Below are 16759 nucleotides of genomic sequence, written 5' to 3'. Positions count from 1 at the left end.
GCACCGTTCGGCCCGGCGGCCGTTCCGCTACGGGGCCCCGCGGCCGGTTCAGCACCGGGGCCGCTGGGCCTGCCTCCGCGCGGCCCGGCCGCCGAGCCGGCACCCCGGCCGGGCAACAGGCTCGGCCCCGAGCCGGAGGCCGGTATCTCGCCGGTAGCCGAGCTGGCGCCGCCGAGCCCGCCCACCGGCTTCGCCGACCTGGCCGACCGCATCCCGACAGGGGAGGACGGCGGCCAGGTGCGCATCGAGCGGTACGGCGATGCGGAGCATCCGTCCTGGCTGGTGTACATCGGCGGCACGGTGGAGTGGAGCCCCACCGGCTCGACCGAGCCGTGGGACATGGCCTCCAACGTCGCGGCCGTGGCCGGGCAGGATGCCGGCTCGTACCGGGCGGTGCTGCAGGCCATGCAAGCGGCCGGGGTGCAGCCCAGTGACCCGGTGCTGCCGGTGGCGCACTCGCAGGGCGGGCTGATCGCCAACCAGCTGGTCTCCCGCGGTGACGTCAACGCCGTGGGGATGCTCACCTTCGGGGCGCCCGAGACCGATCTGCCCCTGCCAGTGGGCATGGCGGCGATCGCGGTCGAGCACGCCGACGACATCGTGCCCGCGCTGGGCCCCACGGCCCAGGAGGACCAGCGCCTCTACGTGCGGCGGGAGCTCTTCGCCGGCCGGGAGGTGCCGGCATCCGAGACGCTTCCCGCGCACCAGTTGGTGGGCTACCGCGACACCGCCTGCCTCGTCGACGACTCACCGGAGCCCCGGCTGGTGGCGTTCCGCGCGCAGCTGGAGGCTGTCGTGGGCACAACGCCCGGCGAGCAGAGCGTGTGGCGCGCCGAACGGGTCGGTTGAGCGGGGGTGACCGGCCCGGGTGGCTTAGGAGCTGGAGTTGTTCAACGGTCGCACCAGCAGGCCGAACAGCCAGCTGAAGATGCCCAGCACGAATGCGCCGAGTACGCCCCACCAGAAGCTCTCCACCACCAGACCGAAGCCGAGCAGGCCGGAGATCCAGGCCACCAGCATCAGCAGTAGCCCGTTGACGATGAACGACAGCAGCCCGAGGGTGAGCACATAGAGCGGGAAGGCCACGATGCGGACGAAGCCGCCGACGAACCCGTTGACGAACCCGAAGATCAGCGAGATCAGCAGGTAGGTCAGGACGACGGCCACGGTGTCCGGCGCGTACGCGTCGACCCGCACGCCCGCCACGATGAGTGTCGTCACCCAGAGGGCGACGGCGTTGACGATGAGCTTGATCAGGAAACTACCCATGTCTCCATACTGTCAGCCGGCGCCGACTTCGGGCGGGTTTCCGGACCGGCATATACAGCCGGAGCATGCGGCACCGCGAATATGTCGCGGCGTAGACTCGCCGAGTGAGCCCTTCAGACCAGCCCTCGGTCCGCCTGCGCCCTGAGATCGTTGCGCTGCCGGCGTACCGGCAGGGCAAGGCGGCCGACGCCTCCGCCTTCAAGTTGTCCAGCAACGAGAACCCGTTCGACCCGCTGCCCGGCGTCGTCGACGCGGTCAACGCCGTCTCGGCCTTCAACCGGTACCCGGATGCCTCCGCCCTCGCCCTGCGCGAGCGGCTCGCCACCCGGTACGGCCTGACCACCGACGAGGTGCACATCGGCGCGGGCTCGGTGGCGCTGCTCGCCCAGTTGATCCTGGCCGCGGCCGGACCGGGCGACGAGGTGCTCTACTCCTGGCGCTCGTTCGAGGCGTACCCGAGCCTGGTCACAGTGTCCGGCGCCACCAGCGTGACCGCACCGAACCGCGCCGACCACGGCCACGACCTGCCCGCGATGGCCGCACTGATCACCCCGCGCACCCGCGTCGTGATCGTTTGCAGCCCCAACAACCCCACCGGTGTGATCGTCACGGCCGACGAATTCGAAGCGTTCATGGACCAGGTCCCCGCCGACCTGCTCGTGATCCTGGACGAGGCGTACGCCGAATTCGTCACCGACCCCGCCGCCGTCGACGGCACGACGCTGCTGGGTCGCTACCCCAACCTCGTGGTGTTGCGCACCTTCTCCAAGGCCTACGGCCTGGCGGGCCTTCGGGTCGGCTACGGCCTGGGCCCGGTCGGCATCCTTGACGCCGCCCGCGCCACCGCGATCCCGCTGTCGGTCACCGGGCAGGGCTCGGCCGCCGCCCTGGCCTCGCTCGATGCCGAGCCCGAGCTGCTGGCGCGGGTCGGCGTGATCGCCGAACGCCGCGACGGCATCCGCGCGGCTCTCGTCGCCGCGGGACTGGACATCCCCCGGTCGCAGGCCAACTTCGTCTGGCTGCCGCTGGGCGAGGCGACCGCGGCGACCACCGACACGTTCACGAATGCCGGACTTGTCGTCCGGCCCTTCCACCCGGAGGGTATCCGGGTCTCGATTGGCGAGGAGGAATCTGTGGCCACGCTCCTACGGATCGGCGCTGAGATTGTTCAGGATCTACCAACGGGGCATCCGGCCCGGCGGCTAGGTTAGTACGGTGCCAGTGACCTCCAACGACGCACCCGTGCGCACCCTGACCTCTCCGACCGTGCAACTCCTGTCGACGGAGGGGGCGTTCGCGCCGTCCGACTCGGCCGCGGAGTTCCTGCCCTACTTCGAGCGCCTCACCGAGGCCGACTACCGCAAGTTCTACCGCGACATGGTCGTCGTGCGGAAGTTCGACACCGAGGCCGCGAACCTGCAGCGCCAGGGCCAACTCGCCCTCTGGGTGCCCAGCCACGGACAGGAGGCCGCGCAGGTCGGCTCGGCCTACGCCACCCGGGCGCAGGACCACATCTTCCCGTCCTACCGCGAGCACGTCGTGGGCATGATCCGCGGCCTGGACATGGTCGACATCCTGCGGATGCTCCGCGGTGTCACCCTCGGCGGCTGGACCCCCGAGGAGCACGGCAACTTCCACCTCTACACACTGGTGCTGGCGTCGCAGACCCTGCACGCCACCGGCTACGCCATGGGCATGCAGCTGGACGGCGCCACCGCCACCGGCAACCCCGAGACCGACCAGGCTGTGATCGTCTACTACGGCGACGGCGCCTCCTCGCAGGGCGACGCCAACGAGGCCCTGGTCTTCGCGGCCAGCTACCAGACCCCGCAGGTGTTCTTCATGCAGAACAACCACTGGGCCATCTCGGTGCCGGTCTCCCGCCAGTCGCGCACCCCGCTGTACCTCCGCGCCGGCGGCTTCGGCATGCCCGGTATCCAGGTGGACGGCAACGACGTGCTGGCCAGCTACGCGGTCACCGCCAAGGCCATGGACGACGCCCGCGCCGGCCACGGCCCGTCGCTGATCGAGGCGCTCACCTACCGGGTCGGCGCCCACACCACGGCAGACGACCCCACCAAGTACCGCGACCCCGACGAGCTGGCCTACTGGGTCGCCCGCGATCCGATCGTGCGTTTCCGCGCCTACCTCAAGGGTCTCGGCGTCGAGCAGGAGTTCCTCGACTCTGTCGACGAAGAGGCAGCTGACCACGCCGCGGATGTGCGCCGCCGCGCCCTGGAGATCACCTCGCCGGACCGCTCGGTCATCTTCGACAACGTCTACGCCGAACCGCATCCGCTGGTGGTGGAGCAACAGAAGTGGCTCGACGGCTACGAAACCTCGTTCGACGGGAGTGAGTCCTGATGACCATGCCGGACACCGCATCCGCCGCCGCGCCGACCCGCGCCAACCTGCCGATGACCAAGGCGCTCAACGCCGGGCTCCGCCAGGCGATGCTGGACGACCCCAAGGTGCTCATGATGGGCGAGGACATCGGCCCGCTCGGCGGCGTCTTCAGGGTCACCGAGGGCCTGCACGCCGAATTCGGTGAGAAGCGGGTACTCGACACCCCGCTGGCCGAGTCCGGCATCATCGGCACCGCCATCGGACTGGCCCTGCGCGGCTACCGGCCGGTCTGCGAGATCCAGTTCGACGGCTTCGTCTTCCCGGGCTTCGACCAGATCACCAGCCAGCTGGCCCGGATGCGCAACCGGCACGAGGGCGGCGTCATCATGCCCGTCGTCGTGCGGATTCCCTACGGCGGCCACATCGGCTCGATCGAGCACCACCAGGAGAGCCCGGAGGCGTACTTCGCGCACACCCCGGGGCTGCGCGTGGTGAGCCCGTCCAACCCGCACGACGCGTACTGGATGATGCGGGAAGCGATCGCCTCGAACGACCCGGTGATCTTCTTCGAACCCAAGAGCCGCTACTGGCCCAAGGGCGAGGTGGACTTCACCGCCCCCGGCACCCCGCTGCACGCCAGCAAGGTGGTCCGCACCGGCACGAGCGTCACCGTCGTCGGCCACGGCGCCATGGTGAGCGTGCTGTTGCAGGCCGCCGAACTGGCCGCAGCCGAGGGCATCAGCCTGGAGGTCATCGACCTGCGCTCGATCTCACCGATCGACTATGGACCGATCCTGGAGTCGGTGCACAAGACCGGCCACCTCGTGGTGGCGCAGGAGGCCGCCGGCTTCGTCAGCGTCGGCTCCGAGATCGCCGCCACCGTCACCGAGCGTGCCTTCTACTCGCTCGAGGCGCCCGTGCTGCGGGTCTCCGGCTTCGACACGCCGTTCCCGCCCGCCGCGGTGGAGACGCACTTCCTGCCCAGCCCCGACCGGGTGCTCGAAGCCGTCGACCGCTCCCTCGCCTTCTAACCGTCCCCTGCTGCGAAAGGCACCTCATGAGCGTCTCCCGATTCACCCTCCCCGACGTGGGCGAGGGCCTGACCGAGGCCGAAATCGTCGAGTGGAAGGTCGCCCCCGGCGACACCATCTCGATCAACCAGGTGCTCGTCGAGATCGAAACGGCCAAGTCACTCGTTGAACTGCCCTCGCCCTACGTGGGCGTCGTCGGTGAGATCCTCGTCGAACCGGGCACCACCGTCGATGTGGGCACTGTCATCATCACGATCCTCTCCGAGGCCGGCGCCCCCGACAGCGCCGCACCCGCCCCGGATGCCGCGACTCCGGCCGCAGACGACCTCGCCGATGCCGCTCGGGATGCCGGCGGCACCATCTCGCAGGAACCCGCCGAGGAGTCCCCGGCCGTGCTCGTGGGTCGCGGCGCCGCCGCGTCGATGCCCACCCGACGGCGCCGGCATGTGGTCCCGACCGCGGCGCACGAAACCCTCGCCGCCGCACCGACCGCACCCCCGCAGGGCGGCCCGGCCGCCTCGGGTCCCCGCTCGACCACCGCTGCGACGGGCCCGGCCCGACCGGTGCCGCCGGTTCGGTCGGTCGCCGCATCCGCGGCATCCGCCCCCGTCAAGCCGGCCGGCCCCGTGATCACCAAGCCGCCGATCCGCAAGCTCGCCAAGGACCTCGGCGTGGACATCAGCCAGGTGGAAGCGACCGGCCGGTTCGGCGACGTCACCCGCGAAGACGTGCTGCGCGAGGCCACCCAGGCCAGCGTGTTCCGCAACATCCAGACGCCGGAGTGGCCGACGGACCGGGAAGAGCACATCCCCGTCAAGGGCGTGCGCAAGGTGATCGCCCAGACCATGGTGAAGAGCGCCTTCACCGCCCCGCACGTGAGCCTGTTCGTCGATGTGGACGCCACCCGCACCATGGAGTTCGTCAAGCGGCTCAAGGTCTCCACCGACTTCGCCGGGGTCAAGGTGTCGCCGCTGCTGATCATGGCCAAGGCGATGATCTGGGCCGTGCGGCGCAACCCCACGGTCAACTCGGTCTTCACCGACGAGGAGATCGTGATCAAGCACTACGTGAACCTCGGCATTGCCGCGGCCACCCCGCGCGGCCTGATCGTGCCCAACATCAAGGAAGCCCAGGACATGAGCCTGCTTGAGCTGGCCGGAGCCCTCGAGAAGCTCACCATCACGGCCCGCGACGGCAAGACCAGCCCGGCCGAGATGTCCAACGGCACCATCACGATCACCAACATCGGAGTCTTCGGCATGGACACCGGCACGCCGATTCTCAACTCCGGCGAGGCCGGCATTGTGGCGCTCGGCACGATCAAGCTCAAGCCCTGGGTGGTCGACGGCGAGGTGCGCCCGCGCTTCGTCACCACCATCGGCGCCAGCTTCGACCACCGTGTGGTCGACGGCGACGTGGCCAGCCGCTTCCTCGCCGACGTGGCGAGCATCATCGAGGAGCCGGCGCTGCTCCTGGAGTAGCCGACGGGGTGGTCGGCCCACCGCGACGCTCGCTGCACCCCGCACGGCCCGATGCGCCAGCTATAGCTGGTGCATCGGGCCACAGGGGGTGCAGCGAACGCTCACGCACTCGAGAGTGACCTGGCCAGCCTCATCGAGCAGTCGCCACCGCAGCCGCAGCGGCCGGCGCTACGCCTCGAGTAGCCGGTCCGTGCCGGCGGATGCCCGACCACAGCCAGGCCGCGCCGGCCAGCGCCTGCCTGGTGAGCGTCGCCGTGTCGGACCGGGCTCCCTTCGATCCCGCGCTCGCCCGGTCGCTGGCCGACTGGGACGCCGAGCTGCGCGGCCGGCTCGCCCTCCTCGCCGGCCGGGCCCGGCACGAGGGCGAACTCGACCCCGCCGTGCGGGGCGACACTCTGGCCCGGTCCGTGCTCGCGTTCGCTGCCGGCTTGGCCGGCCAGTTGCTCTACGACCCCGTCGATGAGGCGGAGGTGCTTGCCCTCGTTCGGAGCACCATGGCAGCGCTCACGCCCGGTCCACCGGACTGAGGCGCGGGGAGGTCAGGCCTGGCGGGTGCCGCTCACGTGATGCCCGTCACCGGGTGCCGATCACCACGGTGGCGTCCAGCTTCCGGGAGCGCACGACGCGAGGGGCGAGCCCGTGCCGGGCGAAGATCGCCGCGGTGTGCGCGGCCTGCCCCGCGCTGGTCTCCACGAGCAGATGCCCGCCGGACGCCAGCCAGTCCGGCGCCGCCGCCACGAGGCGCCGCTGCACCTCGAGGCCGTCAGGGCCACCGTCCAGCGCGATCCGGGCCTCGTGCAGCCGAGCTTCCGGCGGCATGCGCGCGATGGCATCCGTCGGCACGTAGGGGGCGTTCGCCACGACGACGTCGACCCGGCCGCGCTGACCGGGCGGCAACGGGGCGAACAGGTCACCGGTCAACGCCGCACCGCCGCGCGCCGCGATGTTCTCGCGGGCGCACGCCGTGGCCGCCGGGTCGATGTCGACGGCGAAGAGGGTCAGCATCGGCTCCCCGGCGAGCAGAACGGCGCCGACGGCGCCCGTGCCGCAGCAGAGGTCGACCACGACCGTCCCCGGCCGGATGAGCCGGGCCGCCCGCTTCACCAGCAGGCCGGTGCGACGACGGGGCACGAACACTCCGGGCCGCACGGTGATCCGCAGATCACAGAAGTCCACCCAGCCGAGCACCTGTTCGAGCGGCAACCCCGACGTACGCAGGGTGATCAGGCGCTCCAGCTCCGCGGGTGTGCCGGCGTTCGCCAGGAGCAGCCGGGCCTCGTCTTCGGCGAACACGCACCCGGCCGCGCGCAGGCGGTCGATCACTTCGGCGGGGGCAGCGGAGTGCGGCGACATGGCTGGTCGGTTGCTCGGGCCTAGAAGGTGGCGGTGGGCAGCGGGCGGACCGGGGGAGGGGCATCCGTGCGGAGCCTGGCATGGGTCTCGACGTCGAAGCGCTCGGTGCCGTACTTGAGTTTCTGACGCTCGATGCCCTCGAAGGCGAAGCCCGCCTTGGCGGCGACCCGGCAGGAGGCGGGATTGTTGGTGCGATGCCCGAGCTCGAGCCGGTGCAGCCCCTGCTCGGTGAAGGCCCAGTCGGCTATCGACGCGAGCGCGAGCGTCGCCAGGCCCTGCCCGCGCGCCTCGGTCGAGACCCAGTAGTAGACCCAGCCGGTGCCGTGCCGGTGCTCCATGCTGCCGATGCCCACGTTGCCCACCGCGATGCCGTCGACACTGATGGCGAAGTTCTGCCGGGAGACCGTGGCCGGTGCGAGGTTGTCGGCGATGAAGCTCTGGCAACGGGCGAGCGTGGACAGTTCGATGGCGCCGAATTGGGCGCCGAGGTCGTCGCTGCCGGCGAAGGCGCTTCGCAGGCCGGCCGCGTCGTCCGGTCGCCACGGACGCAGCATCGCTGCAGGGTAAGGCCGTATAGGGGCCCGCAGTGCAGGGGCCCGCAGTGCAGGGGCCCGCAGTGCAGGTGCCGGCGACACGGGGTCCGGTGACACCAACCGGGCGGCCCGGCCAACCCGGGCACTCCGACCAGGGCGGGCCGGGGCGGGCAGGCTTCCGGCGGGCGGTGTGGTGCCCTTGCCGGCGCGTGTTCTCATGGCAACAGAGTAGACGGGGGGCGTCGCCACCGCGAGTTGCCGCAGAATTCCCCATCGGGAGCCCTGAAGGGGGCGTGTGGCGGATGTCGCGGACGGCTCGCTCGCCGAGGTGCGGCAACTTCCCCCTTCGACGCTGCCGAAGGGGAATTGTGCGGCACCTGGGCGCACCAGCGGCCGGCGGGGGAGGATGGGGCATGGCCTTTGAGAGCACGCCCCTGCGCCGGATCGAGGAAGACCCCCTGCATCCGTTGGCCAGGAGTGCCTGGCCGGCCACCCTGCCGCCGGTGGCGCAGCTGCTCGAGAGAGGACTCGACCTGGGGTCGGCCACGGTTTTCGTCGGCGAGAACGGTGCAGGCAAGTCCACCCTCGTGGAGGCCATCGCCCTGGCCTGGGGGCTCTCGCCGGAGGGCGGCTCCACCGGCGCACGCAACTCCTCCCGGGTGAGTGAGTCACCGCTCCACGATCACCTGCGTCTGGTGCGGAGCGGCGGCAGCACCCGCCGCGGCTACTTTCTGCGTGCCGAGACCATGCACGGCTTCTTCACCTATCTGGAGGAGAACCCGGGCAGCCGGCCCGAGCCGCGATTCCACGAGTTCTCGCACGGTGAATCGTTCCTCGAGCTGGCCATCGACAAGTTCCGCGGGAGGGGCCTCTGGGTGCTCGACGAACCGGAATCCGCGCTCTCGTTCTCGGGCTGCCTGGCGCTGCTCGGCCACCTCAAGGGCCTGCTGGCCGCCGAAGGCTCGCAGGTGATCATGTCGACGCACTCGCCGCTGCTCGCAGCCCTGCCCGGCGCACAGATACTCGAGGTGGGCGAGTGGGGACTGCGTGAGATGGCCTGGCGGGACCTCGACCTGGTGACCAATTGGGCCAGCTTCCTCGATGCCCCGGAGCGGTATCTGCGGCACCTCTGAGCCCCGAAACACCGTTCTAATGGTTTTGACAATCATTATCAATAGGCGTAGCGTTCCAGAGGTGAAGACCCCCAAGTTCCTCCTTCCCGCCCTGGCCGCCTCGGCCGCCCTCGTGCTGGCCGGATGCTCGACGACCGCCACCAACGCCTCGACGGGATCGGACGGCGACCTCAAGGTCGTTGCCACGACCACCCAGATCGCCGACCTCACCCGCAACATCGTCGGCGACACCGACGGCGTCAGCATCACCCAGCTGATCCAGCCCAACCAGAGCGCGCACAGCTACGACCCCTCGGTCGCCGACCTCACGGCCCTCGGCGAGGCCGACGTGCTGGTGATCAACGGTGTCGGGCTCGAGGAATGGCTCGACGACGCCATCGAGGCCTCCGGCTTCGACGGCATCACGATCGACTCCGATGAGGGCATCACCATCCTGGGCGGCGAGGCCGGCCACGAGGATGAGGCAGCCCACGACGACGAAGCCGCCGGCGCATCCGCCGAGGACCACGACCACGACGGCGGCAACCCGCACATCTGGACCGACGTGTCGAACGCCGAGACCATGGTCGCCACCATCGCCGACGGCCTGGTCGCGGCCAGCAGCACGCACGCCGCCGACTTCGAGGCCAACGAGGCGGTCTACGCCGGCCGGCTCGCCGAGCTCGACGCCTGGATCCGCGAGAACATCGACACCGTTCCGGCCGCAGAGCGCCTGCTGGTGAGCAACCATGACGCCTTCGGCTACTTCACCGCCGCATACGACATCACCTACGTCGGCAGCGTCATCCCGAGCTTTGATGACAACGCCGAGCCGAGCGCCGCCGAAATCGACGCCCTCGTCGCCGCCGTCAAGGCCACCGGGGTCAAGGCCGTCTTCTCCGAGGCCTCCATCAACCCGAAGGCGGCCGACACCATCGCCGCCGAAGCGGGGGTCGCGGTCTACTCCGGCGAGGACGCCCTCTACGGCGACTCGCTCGGCCCGGCCGACAGCGACGGCGCCACGTACGTCGCCACCCAGCTGCACAATGTGCGCCTCATCCTGGAGTCCTGGGGTGTGACGCCCAGCGCCGTGCCGGCCGACCTGCAATAGTTGAACCGTGAACGAGAACCCTTCTCAGCAGCGGATACCCGTACCGCTCGCCCTGCGCGTCTCCGGGGCCTCGTTCGCCTACGCCCAGACTCCCGCGCTCACCGGCATCGACTTCGATCTGCATGCCGGTGAGGCCGTCGCGCTGATCGGCCCGAACGGGTCGGGCAAGTCCACCCTGCTCAAGGGCATCCTGGGCCTGATCCAGCGCACGGAGGGCACCGTGGAGGTGCTCGGCCAGGCGACGGCCCCGGCCGGCACCGTCGGATACGTACCGCAGACCGACGAGCTCGACCCCGAGTTCCCGGTCAGCCTCGAGCAGGTCGTCATGATGGGCCGCTACCGCGAGCTCGGCTGGCTGCGCCTGCCCGGCAAGAAGGACCGCCGGGCCGTGGCCGAGGCCCTGGAGACCGTGGGCCTCGGCCACCGCGCCAAGACCCGGTTCGGTGAGCTCTCCGGCGGCCAGCAGCAGCGCGGTCTGCTCGCCCGTGCCGTGGCGGCCGGCCCCCGGCTCTTGCTGCTCGACGAACCCTTCAACGGCCTGGACCAGTCCAACCGGGAGGCGCTCGTCGGCACCGTGGAGCGCCTGAAGGCCGACGGCGTCGCCGTGCTCGTCTCCACCCACGACCTCGAACTGGCCAGGGCGGTCTGCGAACGGGTGCTGCTGCTCAACGGCAACCAGGTGGCCTTCGGTCCCCGCGAAAGCGTGCTCACCCTCGAGAACGTGCAGCGCACCTTCCACGAGGTCGGCGTCGAGATGGACCAGCACACCCTCGTCATCCCCGGCCACGAAGGCCACTGAATGGCCGACCTGTTCGGGCCCCTCGTCACCGCGTTCTCCCTGCCGTTCATGGCGCGGGCGCTCGTGGTGCTGCTCGCCCTCAGCCTGGTCGCCGGCATCGTCGGCGTGCTCGTCAACCTGCGCAGCCTCGAGTTCATCAGTGACGGCCTCACCCACTCGGTCTTCCCCGGCATCGCCATCGGGTTCGTGTGGGGCGGCCGCGAGGGACTCTTCGTCGGCGCCATGATCGCCGCGGTCCTGGCCGCGATCGTGCTCACCGTGATCACCCGGCGGGCCGTATCGGGGGACGCGGCGATTGCGATCGTCTTCACCGCTATGTTCAGCATCGGCATACTGGTGGTCTCCCGGCAGACCAACTACGCCGGCCAGCTCGAACAGCTGCTCTTCGGCCGGCTGCTCACGGTGACGGCCGCCGAGGTGACCCAGACCCTCGTCATCTGCGCGATCGCTCTGCTCCTGGTGGGCCTGACCCTCAAGCAGCAGGTGTTCCGGGCGTTCGACCGCACCGCCCTCGCCGCGGCCGGCTATCGCCCACTGCTGCTCGACCTGGTGCTCAACGTGGCCATCGCCCTCGTGGTGGTAGCCGCATCGAGCGCGGTCGGCAACCTGCTCGTCCTCGCGGTTCTCATCGTGCCCGGTGCCGTCGCCCGGCTGATCACGGTGCGGCTCTGGCTACTCTTCCCGCTCGCCGCCTGCTTCGCCGCGCTGTGCGCCTGGGTGGGGCTGGCCGTGGGCTTCGAGGCGTCGGTTTCCGCCGGCATCGACCTGCCCAGCGGCGCCACGGTGGTGCTGGTGCTAGTGGCCGGCTACCTGCTGGTGCTGCTTGGCCGGCTCGTATTCGACCGGATGCGCCGTCCCGCCCTGTCCGCGCCTGAGCCGGAACCGGCGACCGCCTGATGGGCTACTTCGAGAAGGCCCTGCTCGCCGCGGCCGTGATCGGCGCACTCAGCGGCCTGGTCGGCACCCTGGTGCTGCTGCGCCGCCGTACCTTCTTCGCCCAGGCTCTCACGCACGCCACCTTCCCCGGTGCCGTCGCCGCGGCGCTGCTGGGTGTGAGCATCCCGCTCGGTGCCGCCGTGGCCGCCGCGGTGATCGTGGCCATCATGACCATGCTCGGCCGGGTGCGCCGGCAGGGCAGCCAGGTGGCCTCCGGCATCATGCTCACCGCCGGGTTCGCCCTCGGCGTGCTGCTCCAGGCGCTCAACCCGTCGCTGCCCGTGCACGTGGACTCCTACCTGGTCGGGTCGATATTGAACGTCACCGACGGTGACGTCGTGCTGGCCGCCTCGGTCCTCGTCGTTGCCGTTGCCGTTGCCGTGCTGTTCGGCAAGGAGATCCTCTTCTCCACCTTCGACCGCACCGGCTTCCGCGCCGCGGGCTACCGGGAGTGGCCCATCGAGCTGCTCACCCTGGTGCTGATCACCGCCACCGTCGTCACGGCGATGCCCGCCGTCGGCGCGATCCTGGCGATCGCCCTGATCGCCGCACCAGCCGCTGCCGCCCGACTTCTGGTGCGCACGGCCGGCAGGATCGCCGTGCTGGCGCCCCTCCTCGGCGCCGGTTCCGGCGTGATCGGGGTGCTCCTCTCCCGCGCGCTGGACGTGGCCGCGGGCCCGGCCATCGCGCTCACCGCCGCCGCCTGCTTCCTGCTCGCGCTGGGCATCCGTTCGCTCAGCGCGCGTGCGCCGGGGGTACCCGGGCCGGCTCGCGCCGGGCTACGGTTGGAGTCATGAAGCGAAACACCTGGCAGCGAGAGGCCGTGCGCACCGAGCTCAGCCGCGCCGAAGGGTTCGTCAGCGCCCAGGGCCTGCACTCGGCCCTGCACACCAGCGGCTCACCGATCGGCCTGGCGACGGTGTACCGCGCCCTCGCCGACCTGGCCCTGGAGGGTGACGCGGATTCGCTGCAGTCGCCCGACGGGGAGAGCCTGTACCGGGCCTGCAGCACGACGGAGCACCACCACCACCTGATCTGCCGCAACTGCGGGCTCACGGTGGAGATCGAGGTGGCCGCGATCGAGAACTGGGCCACAGAGGAAGCCGCCAAGCACGGCTTCACCGAAGCCGCCCACGTGATCGACATCTTCGGCCTCTGCGCTGCCTGCACCGCGCTTGCGTCCGCCCGCCCGACCGCGTAAGCTGAGCAGCTGCTGCGCATATCTGTGCGTGCATTGCTCGTTCGTGACTTTTCCTCCCACCGAATCAGCCGCTGAAACTCACCTTTCGGCCGGCCGCTTCCGGGCGGAATCCATCGCGGACTGGCCGACAAGAGATCTTGGGAAGGGCACTCGCCCTTCGGTATTGGAGGAAAACCATGGCAGCAACCTGCCAGGTGACCGGAGCCGTTCCCGGCTTTGGACACAACATTTCGCACTCGCACCGGCGCACCAAGCGTCGTTTCGACCCGAACGTGCAGACCAAGAAGTACTTCGTGCCGTCGCTTCGCCGCAACGTCACGTTGACCCTCTCGGCAAAGGGCATCAAGGTTATTGATGCTCGCGGCATTGAGTCGGTCGTCAAGGACCTGCTCGCACGTGGGGAGAAAATCTAATGGCTAAGGCTCAGGACGTACGTCCGATCATCAAGCTGCGTTCGACGGCAGGAACCGGTTACACCTACGTGACCAAGAAGAACCGTCGCAACAACCCCGACCGTCTCGTGCTCAAGAAGTACGACCCGGTCATCCGCAAGCACGTTGACTTCCGTGAGGAGCGCTAAAAATGGCGAAGAAGAGCATGATTGCCAAGAACAACCAGCGCAAGGTCATCGTCGAGCGTTACGCCGTCAAGCGCCTTGAGCTGAAGAAGGCTCTTGTCGACCCGGCCGGCACCGACGAGTCCCGCGAAGAGGCTCGCAAGGGCCTCCAGAAGCTGCCCCGCAACGCCTCGCCGGTTCGCCTGCGCAACCGCGACGCGGTTGACGGTCGTCCCCGTGGCCACCTCTCCAAGTTCGGCATCTCGCGCGTACGTTTCCGCGACATGGCGCACCGCGGCGAGCTGCCCGGCATCACCAAGTCCAGCTGGTAACCAGCTGCTGATCGTGTAAACGATCTGCACGACACAAGCAGGGGATGTCCGACTTCGGTCGGGCATCCCCTGTTCTGCCGTTCCGGCGCTGGCCCGCGAACGGGGGCGCACAGTTCGCGCACAGCATAAACTCACCCAATCCACTGAGCAAAGCGCCCCGAAACGCCGTAAATCCGCGGATTCCTGCGGATCAATGCTAGATTCAACCCGGTCGAACCGACCAACGGAGGCGTTTTCACAACGTCGCCCGCTTCACGTGAATACCTGTTTTTTACAGACGAAGGTCCGAGGAGGACACTCAATGGCTGACAAGTCGCTGAACAAGACCGAGCTCGTTGCCAAGGTTGCCGCAGACTCTGGCCAGAGCCAGGCTGCTGTCGACGGCGTTCTGAACGCTTTCTTTGCAACCCTCGCCGACACCGTTGCGAACGACGGCAAGGTCACCATCCCGGGATGGCTCGGCGTCGAGCGCACCGCAACCGCTGCTCGCACCGGCCGCAACCCGCAGACCGGCGAAGAAATCGCCATCGCTGCCGGCCACCGCGTCAAGCTGACCGCTGGTAGCAAGCTCAAGGCTGCCGCCAAGTAGGTAGCAGGTCTCGAACTACGGTGGGCGTCGACTTCGGTCGGCGCCCACTGCTCGTTAACGGCCCGCTCGCGAACTGACCGCGGGTGCCAGGTACGGCCGGATCCGCTTCCGCCGCCGGTTAAGCTGGAGTGGTGCCCCGTTACGTGCGAATCATCGGGCCGGCAGCGCTGCTGCTGGCCGCGATTGTGGCGACGCTGGCGGGCCTGGCCTATGGCGGCGGCGCCCAGGCCCAGCTGCTCGCCGACCCCGGCGTCGTGGTGCGCTGGGGTCTTCCGGTGGCCAAGCTGCTCGTCAACCTCGGTGCGGCCGGCACCATCGGCGCCCTGGTCCTCACCTGCTTCGCACTGAGCCCGAAGGAACGTGAGTACGGCACCGCGATCGACCTGGCCGCAGCCTCGGCCGCCTTCCTCACCATCGCCTCGGCGATCACCGGCTTTCTCACCTTTTTGCAGGTGACCAACGCCACGATCAGCTTCAACGACCAATTCAGCGCCACGGTCGGCCAGTTCTTCAGCCAGATCGAGATCGGCCAGGCCTGGCTGACCACCACTCTGATCGCCGCGGCCATCACCGTGCTCTGCTTCGCGGTGCGCAACCAGACCGCTCTGGTCTTCGTCACCGTGCTGGCCCTGCTGGCTCTGCTGCCGATGGCCCAGCAGGGCCACTCGGCCGGCGCCGAGGGCCACGACGCGGCGATCACCGCGCTCGGACTGCACCTGGTCTTCGCGGCCGTGTGGCTGGGCGGCCTGCTCACCGTGATCCTGCTGCACAAGCAGCTCTCGCAGGCACGCCTGCGCGAGGTCATCGGCCGGTACTCCACCCTCGCGCTGGTCAGCTTCGTCGTCGTCGCCGCCTCCGGCTACGTCAGCGCGGAACTGCGCATCGGCAGCTGGGACAACCTGCTCACCGGATACGGCATCCTAGTGCTGGCCAAGGTGGCTCTCCTGTTCGTGCTTGGCGGCTTCGGTGTGCTGCAGCGCCGGTACCTGATCGGCCGGATGCAGAGCGGCGCCGGCCGCACCGACTCCTTCTTCTGGTGGCTCGTCGTGGGCGAAATCGCCTTCATGGGTCTGGCCAGCGGTGTGGCGGCGGCTCTCGCCCGCACGGCGACCCCGGTGGCCCAGGTCGTCACCACGGCGATCCCCACCGCCACCCCGGCGCAGATCCTCACCGGCGAGCCACTGCCGCCCGAGCTCACCTTCGCCAGGTACTTCACCGAGTGGAACTTCGACCTGGCCTGGGCGCTGTTCTGCGCCTTCGGCATCTTCTTCTACCTCGCCGGGGTGTGGCGGCTGCGCCGCCGCGGCGACACCTGGCCGCTGCACCGCACCATCCTCTGGGTAGTGGGCCTGATCACCCTGTTCTACATCACCAACGGCGGCGTGAACGTGTACGAGAAGTACCTCTTCTCCACCCACATGCTCGCGCACATGGCCCTGACGATGCTGGTGCCTGTTCTGCTGGTTCCCGGCGCGCCGGTCACCCTGGCGGCCCGCGCCATCCGGATGCGCCGCGACGGCAGCCGCGGCCCGCGCGAGTGGATCCTGTTGGCCGTGCACTCCAAGTTCGCCGGCATAGTCTCAAACCCGCTCGTCGCCGCGGTGCTCTTCGCCGGGTCACTCTGGGTGTTCTACTACACGACGCTGTTCAGCTGGGCGACGACCGACCACATCGGCCACCAGTGGATGATTGTGCACTTCCTGATCACCGGCTACCTGTTCGTGCAGTCCCTGATCGGCATCGACCCCGTGCCCTACCGCCTCCCGTACACCTTCCGGCTGCTGTTGCTGCTGGGCACCATGGCGTTCCACGCCTTCTTCGGCCTGGCGCTGATGACCGGCACCGGCCTGCTGTTGGCGGACTGGTACGGCGCCATGGGCCGCGACTGGGGGCTGAGCGCCCTGGCCGACCAGCAGGCCGGCGGTGGCATCGCCTGGAGCGTCGGCGAGATCCCGACCATTGCGCTGGCCATCATCGTGGCCATCCAGTGGGGGCGCAGCGACGAGAAGGAAACCAAGCGCAGGGACCGGAACGCCGACCGCACCAATGAGGCCGAGCTGAACGAGTACAACGACCGCCTCGCGCGCCTGGCCGCCCACGACCGTTAGGC

19 protein-coding genes and 1 pseudogene are annotated in these 16759 nt (G+C 69.6%); 17 read left to right on the top strand and 3 right to left on the bottom strand.

What is annotated here, in order from left to right; translation table 11 throughout:
- A pseudogene (locus E3T61_RS21845) lies at positions 1-849 on the top strand (hypothetical protein); the annotation flags it as partial.
- 24 nt (positions 850-873) lie between these two features.
- Here E3T61_RS21845 and E3T61_RS05450 read toward each other — a convergent pair.
- On the bottom strand, positions 874-1269 hold the full coding sequence (locus E3T61_RS05450) for a phage holin family protein (protein ID WP_134639863.1): 396 nt from the start codon (positions 1267-1269) through the stop codon (positions 874-876).
- A 104-nt stretch (positions 1270-1373) separates the two neighbouring features.
- Here E3T61_RS05450 and E3T61_RS05445 point away from each other — a divergent pair, with 104 nt between their 5' ends.
- From E3T61_RS05445 to E3T61_RS05425, 5 genes are all read left to right on the top strand, one after another.
- On the top strand, positions 1374-2480 hold the full coding sequence (locus E3T61_RS05445) for a histidinol-phosphate transaminase (protein ID WP_134639862.1): 1107 nt from the start codon (positions 1374-1376) through the stop codon (positions 2478-2480).
- Between the two features lie 4 nt (positions 2481-2484).
- Positions 2485-3633, top strand: coding sequence for a pyruvate dehydrogenase (acetyl-transferring) E1 component subunit alpha (pdhA, locus tag E3T61_RS05440; RefSeq protein WP_241992401.1), 1149 nt, complete (start codon positions 2485-2487; stop codon positions 3631-3633).
- The gene (locus E3T61_RS05435; RefSeq protein ID WP_241992400.1) at positions 3633-4646 is read left to right on the top strand and encodes an alpha-ketoacid dehydrogenase subunit beta; all 1014 of its coding nucleotides are present in this window, start codon (positions 3633-3635) and stop codon (positions 4644-4646) included. Before pdhA ends, E3T61_RS05435 begins: the two co-directional genes overlap by 1 nt.
- Before the next feature lie 26 nt (positions 4647-4672).
- Complete coding sequence (locus tag E3T61_RS05430) at positions 4673-6127, top strand: dihydrolipoamide acetyltransferase family protein (RefSeq protein WP_134639861.1); 1455 nt, start codon at positions 4673-4675, stop codon at positions 6125-6127.
- Between the two features lie 200 nt (positions 6128-6327).
- The gene (locus E3T61_RS05425) at positions 6328-6654 is read left to right on the top strand and encodes a TetR family transcriptional regulator C-terminal domain-containing protein (RefSeq protein WP_134639860.1); all 327 of its coding nucleotides are present in this window, start codon (positions 6328-6330) and stop codon (positions 6652-6654) included.
- Positions 6655-6700: 46 nt separating this feature from the next.
- On the opposite strand, the gene E3T61_RS05420 is transcribed toward E3T61_RS05425, so the two are convergent.
- A complete protein-coding gene (locus E3T61_RS05420; protein WP_134639859.1) occupies positions 6701-7480 on the bottom strand; it encodes a putative protein N(5)-glutamine methyltransferase in 780 nt (259 codons plus the stop codon).
- A 20-nt stretch (positions 7481-7500) separates the two neighbouring features.
- On the bottom strand, positions 7501-8034 hold the full coding sequence (locus tag E3T61_RS05415) for a GNAT family N-acetyltransferase (protein ID WP_134639858.1): 534 nt from the start codon (positions 8032-8034) through the stop codon (positions 7501-7503).
- Positions 8035-8426: 392 nt separating this feature from the next.
- Here E3T61_RS05415 and E3T61_RS05410 point away from each other — a divergent pair, with 392 nt between their 5' ends.
- From E3T61_RS05410 to E3T61_RS05360, 11 genes are all read left to right on the top strand, one after another.
- Positions 8427-9146: an AAA family ATPase gene (locus E3T61_RS05410; RefSeq protein WP_134639857.1), complete on the top strand. Its 720-nt coding sequence runs from the start codon at positions 8427-8429 to the stop codon at positions 9144-9146.
- A 61-nt stretch (positions 9147-9207) separates the two neighbouring features.
- Positions 9208-10236, top strand: a complete 1029-nt coding sequence (locus tag E3T61_RS05405; RefSeq protein WP_241992399.1) for a metal ABC transporter substrate-binding protein — start codon at positions 9208-9210, stop codon at positions 10234-10236.
- Between the two features lie 7 nt (positions 10237-10243).
- The gene (locus tag E3T61_RS05400) at positions 10244-11035 is read left to right on the top strand and encodes a metal ABC transporter ATP-binding protein (RefSeq protein WP_134639855.1); all 792 of its coding nucleotides are present in this window, start codon (positions 10244-10246) and stop codon (positions 11033-11035) included.
- On the top strand, positions 11036-11932 hold the full coding sequence (locus E3T61_RS05395) for a metal ABC transporter permease (RefSeq protein ID WP_134639854.1): 897 nt from the start codon (positions 11036-11038) through the stop codon (positions 11930-11932). It abuts the gene before it with no gap.
- Complete coding sequence (locus E3T61_RS05390) at positions 11932-12768, top strand: metal ABC transporter permease (RefSeq protein ID WP_134639853.1); 837 nt, start codon at positions 11932-11934, stop codon at positions 12766-12768. Before E3T61_RS05395 ends, E3T61_RS05390 begins: the two co-directional genes overlap by 1 nt.
- The gene (locus tag E3T61_RS05385; RefSeq protein ID WP_134639852.1) at positions 12765-13172 is read left to right on the top strand and encodes a Fur family transcriptional regulator; all 408 of its coding nucleotides are present in this window, start codon (positions 12765-12767) and stop codon (positions 13170-13172) included. The genes E3T61_RS05390 and E3T61_RS05385 overlap by 4 nt, the downstream gene beginning before the upstream one ends.
- Before the next feature lie 176 nt (positions 13173-13348).
- Positions 13349-13585: a 50S ribosomal protein L28 gene (rpmB, locus tag E3T61_RS05380; RefSeq protein ID WP_066598603.1), complete on the top strand. Its 237-nt coding sequence runs from the start codon at positions 13349-13351 to the stop codon at positions 13583-13585.
- Positions 13585-13752 (top strand): 50S ribosomal protein L33, encoded by a 168-nt coding sequence (rpmG, locus tag E3T61_RS05375; protein ID WP_130176355.1) that lies wholly within the window; start codon positions 13585-13587, stop codon positions 13750-13752. The genes rpmB and rpmG overlap by 1 nt, the downstream gene beginning before the upstream one ends.
- Before the next feature lie 2 nt (positions 13753-13754).
- Complete coding sequence (gene rpsN, locus E3T61_RS05370) at positions 13755-14060, top strand: 30S ribosomal protein S14 (RefSeq protein WP_104164519.1); 306 nt, start codon at positions 13755-13757, stop codon at positions 14058-14060.
- Positions 14061-14361: 301 nt separating this feature from the next.
- The gene (locus E3T61_RS05365; protein WP_066598601.1) at positions 14362-14649 is read left to right on the top strand and encodes an HU family DNA-binding protein; all 288 of its coding nucleotides are present in this window, start codon (positions 14362-14364) and stop codon (positions 14647-14649) included.
- Between the two features lie 131 nt (positions 14650-14780).
- Positions 14781-16757, top strand: a complete 1977-nt coding sequence (locus tag E3T61_RS05360; RefSeq protein WP_174776986.1) for a bifunctional copper resistance protein CopD/cytochrome c oxidase assembly protein — start codon at positions 14781-14783, stop codon at positions 16755-16757.
- The last annotated feature ends 2 nt before the right edge of the window (positions 16758-16759 follow it).

The sequence above is a fragment of the Cryobacterium lactosi genome, from assembly GCF_004403945.1.
GTDB lineage: Bacteria > Actinomycetota > Actinomycetes > Actinomycetales > Microbacteriaceae > Cryobacterium > Cryobacterium lactosi.
Note: the sequence above shows the minus strand (reverse complement) of the source record. Positions and strands in the feature narration are given on the sequence as shown.

Bases quoted from the DNA above. Each gene is read 5' to 3' on its own strand.
- E3T61_RS05450 (WP_134639863.1), bottom strand. From the start codon at position 1,269: ATGGGTAGTTTCCTGATCAAGCTCATCGTCAACGCCGTCGCCCTCTGG.
- E3T61_RS05435 (WP_241992400.1), top strand. From the start codon at position 3,633: ATGACCATGCCGGACACCGCATCCGCCGCCGCGCCGACCCGCGCCAAC.
- E3T61_RS05430 (WP_134639861.1), top strand. From the start codon at position 4,673: ATGAGCGTCTCCCGATTCACCCTCCCCGACGTGGGCGAGGGCCTGACC.
- E3T61_RS05425 (WP_134639860.1), top strand. From the start codon at position 6,328: ATGCCCGACCACAGCCAGGCCGCGCCGGCCAGCGCCTGCCTGGTGAGC.
- E3T61_RS05420 (WP_134639859.1), bottom strand. From the start codon at position 7,480: ATGTCGCCGCACTCCGCTGCCCCCGCCGAAGTGATCGACCGCCTGCGC.
- E3T61_RS05415 (WP_134639858.1), bottom strand. From the start codon at position 8,034: ATGCTGCGTCCGTGGCGACCGGACGACGCGGCCGGCCTGCGAAGCGCC.
- E3T61_RS05410 (WP_134639857.1), top strand. From the start codon at position 8,427: ATGGCCTTTGAGAGCACGCCCCTGCGCCGGATCGAGGAAGACCCCCTG.
- E3T61_RS05395 (WP_134639854.1), top strand. From the start codon at position 11,036: ATGGCCGACCTGTTCGGGCCCCTCGTCACCGCGTTCTCCCTGCCGTTC.
- E3T61_RS05390 (WP_134639853.1), top strand. From the start codon at position 11,932: ATGGGCTACTTCGAGAAGGCCCTGCTCGCCGCGGCCGTGATCGGCGCA.
- E3T61_RS05385 (WP_134639852.1), top strand. From the start codon at position 12,765: ATGAAGCGAAACACCTGGCAGCGAGAGGCCGTGCGCACCGAGCTCAGC.
- rpmB (WP_066598603.1), top strand. From the start codon at position 13,349: ATGGCAGCAACCTGCCAGGTGACCGGAGCCGTTCCCGGCTTTGGACAC.
- rpmG (WP_130176355.1), top strand. From the start codon at position 13,585: ATGGCTAAGGCTCAGGACGTACGTCCGATCATCAAGCTGCGTTCGACG.
- rpsN (WP_104164519.1), top strand. From the start codon at position 13,755: ATGGCGAAGAAGAGCATGATTGCCAAGAACAACCAGCGCAAGGTCATC.
- E3T61_RS05365 (WP_066598601.1), top strand. From the start codon at position 14,362: ATGGCTGACAAGTCGCTGAACAAGACCGAGCTCGTTGCCAAGGTTGCC.